Annotated in this window: 6 protein-coding genes; 4 read left to right on the forward strand and 2 right to left on the reverse strand. The window is 57.9% G+C overall.

Annotation, left to right across the window (positions count from 1 at the left end; all coding sequences use genetic code 11):
* Nucleotides 1-65: 65 nt before the first annotated feature.
* Both ABRP93_RS11210 and ABRP93_RS11215 read right to left on the reverse strand, forming a co-directional pair.
* A complete protein-coding gene (locus ABRP93_RS11210; protein ID WP_349887978.1) occupies nt 66-413 on the reverse strand; it encodes a helix-turn-helix domain-containing protein in 348 nt (115 codons plus the stop codon).
* 508 nt (nt 414-921) lie between these two features.
* Nucleotides 922-1,383, reverse strand: a complete 462-nt coding sequence (locus tag ABRP93_RS11215; RefSeq protein ID WP_349887979.1) for a hypothetical protein — start codon at nt 1,381-1,383, stop codon at nt 922-924.
* A 120-nt stretch (nt 1,384-1,503) separates the two neighbouring features.
* Here ABRP93_RS11215 and ABRP93_RS11220 point away from each other — a divergent pair, with 120 nt between their 5' ends.
* The 4 genes from ABRP93_RS11220 to ABRP93_RS11235 form a co-directional block, all read left to right on the forward strand.
* Nucleotides 1,504-3,381, forward strand: coding sequence for an HtaA domain-containing protein (locus ABRP93_RS11220; RefSeq protein WP_349887980.1), 1,878 nt, complete (start codon nt 1,504-1,506; stop codon nt 3,379-3,381).
* 10 nt (nt 3,382-3,391) lie between these two features.
* Nucleotides 3,392-4,438, forward strand: a complete 1,047-nt coding sequence (locus ABRP93_RS11225) for a heme/hemin ABC transporter substrate-binding protein (protein ID WP_349887981.1) — start codon at nt 3,392-3,394, stop codon at nt 4,436-4,438.
* Nucleotides 4,431-5,468, forward strand: coding sequence for a FecCD family ABC transporter permease (locus ABRP93_RS11230; RefSeq protein ID WP_349887982.1), 1,038 nt, complete (start codon nt 4,431-4,433; stop codon nt 5,466-5,468). Before ABRP93_RS11225 ends, ABRP93_RS11230 begins: the two co-directional genes overlap by 8 nt.
* Nucleotides 5,468-6,086, forward strand: a 619-nt coding sequence (locus tag ABRP93_RS11235; RefSeq protein ID WP_349887983.1) for an ABC transporter ATP-binding protein, incomplete at its 3' end; no start/stop codon positions are given. The genes ABRP93_RS11230 and ABRP93_RS11235, both read left to right, overlap by 1 nt.

Below are 6,086 nucleotides of genomic sequence, written 5' to 3' on the forward strand. Positions count from 1 at the left end.
CGTCTCGCCATAGTAGTCATTCTGGTTCATCTCCTTATGCGGGTTAGGTTCCCACACACAAACCATTAGACACTCTCGCCTTCAGCGCTGTGGTTTCTGCGTACTTCACGCTGAATTGACGAGGCACTTCGCCCTAAACGGCGCCCGATTTCCCGCAGCGGCACATGCTCCCGAAGAAGGTCGGCGATAATAACGCGTTCTTCAAAGCGAATATAGCGATCACTGATGCGTTTATACGGATCCACACCGCCAGGCAAGGCAGGGGCACAAAGCCGTCCAGATTCGATGACGTCATGGCGTTGGCGCAGCGCTTTCATGAGTCTTTTATACGTGGTGGCGTCCTCGCCGACGGGTATGAACTCTTTACGTGGCCCTCCGGATTTGATGAGTCCTTTTTCGAAGTCTAAAGACAATCGACGATCAATTCCTACCCCAGCCCCAGCATCACCAACAGGCAAGCTCGCCAACCGAAGGCGTAAGTATTCCACCCTTAACTGTGTTTGGCGGACTTTCCGGGCATACCTCGTTAGCCGGATATGGCACCCGGCTTCTGTAGCAACGGCATACGCGGCGGTGGGATGCATTCCACACGTTTTGGCGGCTTGGTGTACCGAGAGTCCGCCTTGAACTAGTTCTACAAGCTGTAAAGCCTGGCTACCGCGGCGATCAACTCGTTTGGCTTTATGTATGACTGGCACTCCGTGAGCATGGCAAAAATTCAAAGCATGCCCGTAATGACAGCCAAGCTCACCAGCAGCCGAGCGAACGCTACGCCCACTGCCAACCATGGCCACCAAGCCACGACGATCCGACTCAGACAACGAATGAAACGGGCCAACAACTCCAGGCACAACAACACCCTCCTAAAGGGGAAAGTGTTGCAACGACCCTCTGAACTCAAGTGGGGAGTATTGGGGTGACTTAAGCGTCCTGCTTTGCGCGTTCAGCCCGGGCGCGGCGGCGCTGCAGGGTGGGGAGGAACCACGTCACGACGGCGGCGATGACGGCCATGGTGCCCGCGCTCCACGCGAGGTATTTCACGGGGGTGAACCACCACGCCAGGGCCGCGATTACTGCGATGACTGCCCATACTGCGGGGACGAGGAGGCTGGGTTGTTCGGCCCACGGTTCCCTGGGGAATCGGCTGCGCGCCTCCGCACGGATGCGGCGCGGCGTTTTACGGGCAAGCGCCAAGGAACAGGCGACCACAAAGGTCAAGCCAATGCCGGCGATGAGCAGGCTGCCGCTTACGCCGCCGAACATGAATACGCCGACGGAAAGCGCTAAGGATAAGCGTTCACCGATCGTGAGTGGGAAGTTCTGTGTGGGATCGACATCTGGGTAGATGCTGTTGAAGATGTCTTTGCGGGGATCGTTGTGCATTTTGTTTCTTATAAGGGGGTGGTTTATTGACAATCAAAAGAAGTTAGGTCAGGATACACTTACTTCACTAAGGCAAGCTTAGCCTATATCATTTTTAGGCACGAAAACAAGGTTCTCAATATGATTGGAAAACTGTGGAAGTCGGCGTTCGGCATCATCGTCGCGGCTTTTCTCGTCGCAGCATTCGCCCCACTTTTGTCTTCTGCCCCGGTTGCCCACGCAGATGAATCCTGCACATGGAAATGGGGCATCAAGCAGTCATTCCGCAGCTACGTCAAAGGCAATATCGCCCACGGTGGTTGGGGTGCCAACGGCATTGGCTTCACGGGCGATGAACAGGGCGAAGGTGCGTTTGTCTTTACTGCAGGAAAGCCCGATGCATCCGGTGGAAACGTCACAATTCCGTTCAATGGAACGCTGAATTTTACTGGCCACGATGGGGTCTTGGATATGACTATGTCTGATTTCAAGGTCAAGGCCTCTGGTAAGCAGGCGCAGATTTCCGTGGACTACGTCTCCTATGAGATGAACCGCCAAGACTTCAGCCGCGGTAAAAAGATCCAAGGCAATGATGAGGTAATCGCCACCATTAATCTGGCCAACCCCGTCAACGATGGTGCCGGGAAGGTTGATTTGTCTGGATCTACCACTCTGACTTCCGGCGGGGCCAAGCTTTTCACCGGCTTCTACCAGCCAGGTGAAGCCTTAGATCCGTCCTCCGGCAGCATTGCTCTCGACGGATCATGCTCTGGATCCGGATCTGGCTCCGGTTCCGGTTCGGGTGAGAAGCGTCCATTGACGTCCATTACAGGTTCCTTCACGGGCTTTAACAAGGAAGCCATGGACATCCTGTCTGAAACCAATGACACGATGAACGGGATTACTACGTTCATGGGCAATACCCAGGCGTTTCTGGATGAGTTGGAGTCTTTCAACAACCGGGGTGGAACAAACTCGAATTCGGATGGTTCTGCTTCGGGTACGTCGAACTCCACTGGAGGACACTCGGCTTCTACTAACTCTGCAGCGGGAAATTCATCACCGAGCAACTCTGGTTCGGGCGGAGGCGGTGGCGCCTCAGGAGCTGGCAAAGCAGCGGGAACTGGTCCTGCGCACTCTGAATCTGCGAACTCCGGCGCCCCAGGCTCAGGTAATTCGGGCGCGGGAGCATCCGGCGGGGGCGATGCCGTCTGTGAGGCTACTGGGGTTACGCAAGCCACCGCTCAGTGGGGCTTAAAGAAATCCTTCCAATCCTATATCACCGGATCCATTGCCCAAGGCCGGTGGGATCTCTCTGGTGTTGGCTATGACAATGGCCGTTTCCAATTCACTGGTAACTCTGGTGCCGTAAAAGATGGCGCGGGTTCCGTGCAGTATGGCGGGAGCATGCAGTTCACCGGGCACCACGGCAAGTTGGACCTCAACATCTCCAACCTGGAAATCACCTTCAACGGCAATTCCGGCGAGCTTATCGCTGACGTGCGATCTTCCAATATGGAAGGAAAGAAGAAAGACTTTGGGCACGCTGTTATTGGCACCTTGAGCTTTAATTCTCTCGACGTCGGCACGGACGCCGTGTCCGGTGAAGCTGCGGTATCGCTTTCTGAAACCGGCTCCCAAGCACTCGCTGAGTTCTATGAACCGGGCACCCAGCTGGATCCGTTGAGCTTCCACGCCACCTTGGGCGGAAACGCTGACTGTGGCGCCGTATCCGGTGGCGGCACTAGTTCCGGTTCTGCATCCGGTGGATCCGGTGCGGGTGAAAGCGGGAAAGGCGGCACTGGTTCCAAAGGCGGCGCTCATGCCGTAGCCGGGGATCCAGCGCTAGCCGGCGACTCGGGGCAGGGATATGAGGACGGATCGAACAAATTCAAGGTCAAGTCCGCGACGTCTCCCGGCGGGGGCCTAGATAACCCGACCACCTATCTACTGCTCTTCATCGTCGGATTGATCATCGCCGGTGGCTCCACCAGCCGGCTTGTTATGAATAACTCTTAGAAAGATTGCCGTGAAACTCGTTCTTCGTTTTCTCGTACCATTCTTGTGCATCTTCAGTCTTACCGCGTGCGGTGTGCAGGGAAGCTATACCGATCAGCTACCGGATCCTGCAGATGTCTCCGATCCCAGGTCCTTTGAAGGTGTCAGTGACGTCAAAGATTTTGACGATATCGAGCCGGTTACTGAAAAAGCAGAGCCGGCGCTTCCGGTGGAGCTTACCGACGCCGATGGTAATGACGTCACCGTCACCGATACTTCCCGCATCCTCGCGTTGGATATCTATGGCACCTATACCAAGACCCTGAGCGGCTTGGGGCTTGCCGATAATATCGTCGGCCGCACGATTTCTTCTACCGAGCCCAACTTGGCGGATCTCCCAGTAGTGACCGAAGGCGGCCACAACATCAACGTGGAGGCGGTACTGGAGCTCCAGCCGACGCTCGTCATTGTGGATCATTCCATTGGCCCGCGCGATGCCATCGATCAAATCCGCGCGGCGGGCGTCACCACCGTGGTGATGGAACCTGAGCGTACCATTGATTCCGTGGGCGAGGACATCACCGCGCTTGGCGATGCCCTCGGTTTGCCCGACGAAGCACGCGAGCTGGCGGATCGTTCCACCAAAGAAATCGACGAGGCAAAGGAAGCCATCAAGGATCTCGTTCCCGATGATCCGATGCGGATGGCGTTCCTCTATGCGCGCGGAAACGGCGGCGTCTTCTTCATCATGGGTGACGGCACCGGTGCACAAGACCTGATTGAAGGCATCGGCGGCGTGGATCTGGCGGCAGAAAACAACCTTTCTCATGCAGAACCCGCTAACGCGGAGGCATTGGCGCGCATCAACCCAGAGGTGATCATCATGATGACCAATGGCCTGGAATCCACCGGCGGAATTGATGGCTTGCTGGAGAGGCCTGGTGTTGCTCAGACCACCGCCGGCCAGAAGAAGCGCATCGTGACCATCCCGGACGGCCAGTCGTTGGCCTTTGGCCCTATGACCGGTCAGACGCTGGTGAAGCTAGCAAAGGCTGTGTATGACCCGGACAATGAGTAGGGACACGGATACCTTCGCGCGCCGCCGCACTCAGCGCGCCTGGGTATTCGTACTGCTGGGGATCCTCACCGTTCTCGCGGCGCTCATTTCCGTCGTGCTGGGGCAATACTATGTACCCCTGTCCGATCTCTTCCCCATTTTGGCAGCCGGGCACGGCGAGGATTCCTTGACCGCAAGCGTGGTGTGGGACATCCGCCTACCGCGTTTGGTATTAGGGCTTGTGGTGGGCGCGGCCTTGGGGGTGGCCGGCACGCTGATGCAGGCGGTATTTGCCAACCCCCTTGCAGAACCTTCCATCATCGGCGTTACCTCTGGTGCGGGCGTTGGTGCGGCCGTGGTTATTGTCTTCAATATCGAGTTCTTCGGTACCTTTACTGTTCCCGCGGCAGCCTTCCTGACCGCGTTGCTGGTTACCTTCATCATTTATCAGCTGGCGCGCTACAACGGGCGCGTGGCCGTGGTACACCTGATTCTCACCGGCATCGCCATCAATGCGGTATGCAACGCCATCATCTCCTTCATGGTGTACCTGGCGCCGACGGCCAACCGCGAAGCGATCGTCTTCTGGCAGATGGGCTCCCTCAACGGCTCGCAGTGGAAACACGTGTGGGCGGTACTTCCCATCGTGGTGGTAGGCCTCGCAGTGGCCCTGCGCCTGGGCAAGCAGCTAGACGTCCTCGCGCTCGGCGAGCGCGCCGCCGCGCATACCGGCGTGAACGTGCCGCGTCTGCGCATCGTGGCGATCGTGGCATCGGCAGTGCTGACCGCAGCGGCCGTCTCCTTCGCCGGACTCATTGGCTTTGTGGGGCTCATCGTTCCCCACCTGCTGCGCAGCATCGTCGGGCCAGAAAACCGCATCCTACTGCCCGCCTCCGCCCTGGGCGGCGCTGTGCTTATTGGTTTCGCCGACGTGGCAGCGCGCACGATGATTCCTTTTGCGGATCTTCCCATCGGCATTTTCACCGCTCTGGTGGGAGGTCCAACGTTCTTCATCTTGCTGCGTCGCATGATGCGCAAAGGAGTGCACTGATGATAAACGTCAAAGACTTAACCGTTCGGGTGGGGGAGCATACCCTTGTGGATCAAGTGTCCTTTGCTGCCCAAGCGGGCGAAGTTACCGGGCTTATCGGTCCGAACGGTGCTGGTAAATCCACGGTACTTGCCGCCGTGGCCGGAGACATTGATTATTCCGGTGAGATCACCGTGGGTGGGCTTTCGCCCATGGCGCCAGCGCGAGAGCTCGCGCGCACGCGTGCGGTGATGCTCCAGGATGTCTCGGTGTCCTTTGAATTTCTCGTCCGCGATGTCGTTGCGATGGGGCGCCGCCCGTGGGAAGGAACTGCCTATGCAGACCTTGACGATGACTTTATTGACGCCGCCCTCGATGCCGCCGGCGTTGCGCACCTAGCTGGCCGAGACATCAGCACGTTGTCTGGCGGTGAGCGCGCCCGCGCGGCCTTCGCACGGGTGCTTGCCCAAAATACCCCGGTTATCTTGCTCGATGAGCCGACGGCAGCGCTGGATATCCGGCACCAAGAACAACTGTTGGGCTCAGTAAAAGCCCTTGCCCGCGAGGCAGGCGTCGCCGTCCTCGTGGTGCTGCATGACCTCAATGCGGCAGCAGCATATTGCGATCATCTCGTATGCG

This window comes from Corynebacterium sp. KPL2850 (assembly GCF_040225855.1).
In the GTDB taxonomy this organism is placed as follows: Bacteria; Actinomycetota; Actinomycetes; order Mycobacteriales; family Mycobacteriaceae; genus Corynebacterium.

Bases quoted from the DNA above. Each gene is read 5' to 3' on its own strand.
- ABRP93_RS11220 (WP_349887980.1), top strand. From the start codon at position 1,504: ATGATTGGAAAACTGTGGAAGTCGGCGTTCGGCATCATCGTCGCGGCT.
- ABRP93_RS11230 (WP_349887982.1), top strand. From the start codon at position 4,431: ATGAGTAGGGACACGGATACCTTCGCGCGCCGCCGCACTCAGCGCGCC.
- ABRP93_RS11215 (WP_349887979.1), bottom strand. From the start codon at position 1,383: ATGCACAACGATCCCCGCAAAGACATCTTCAACAGCATCTACCCAGAT.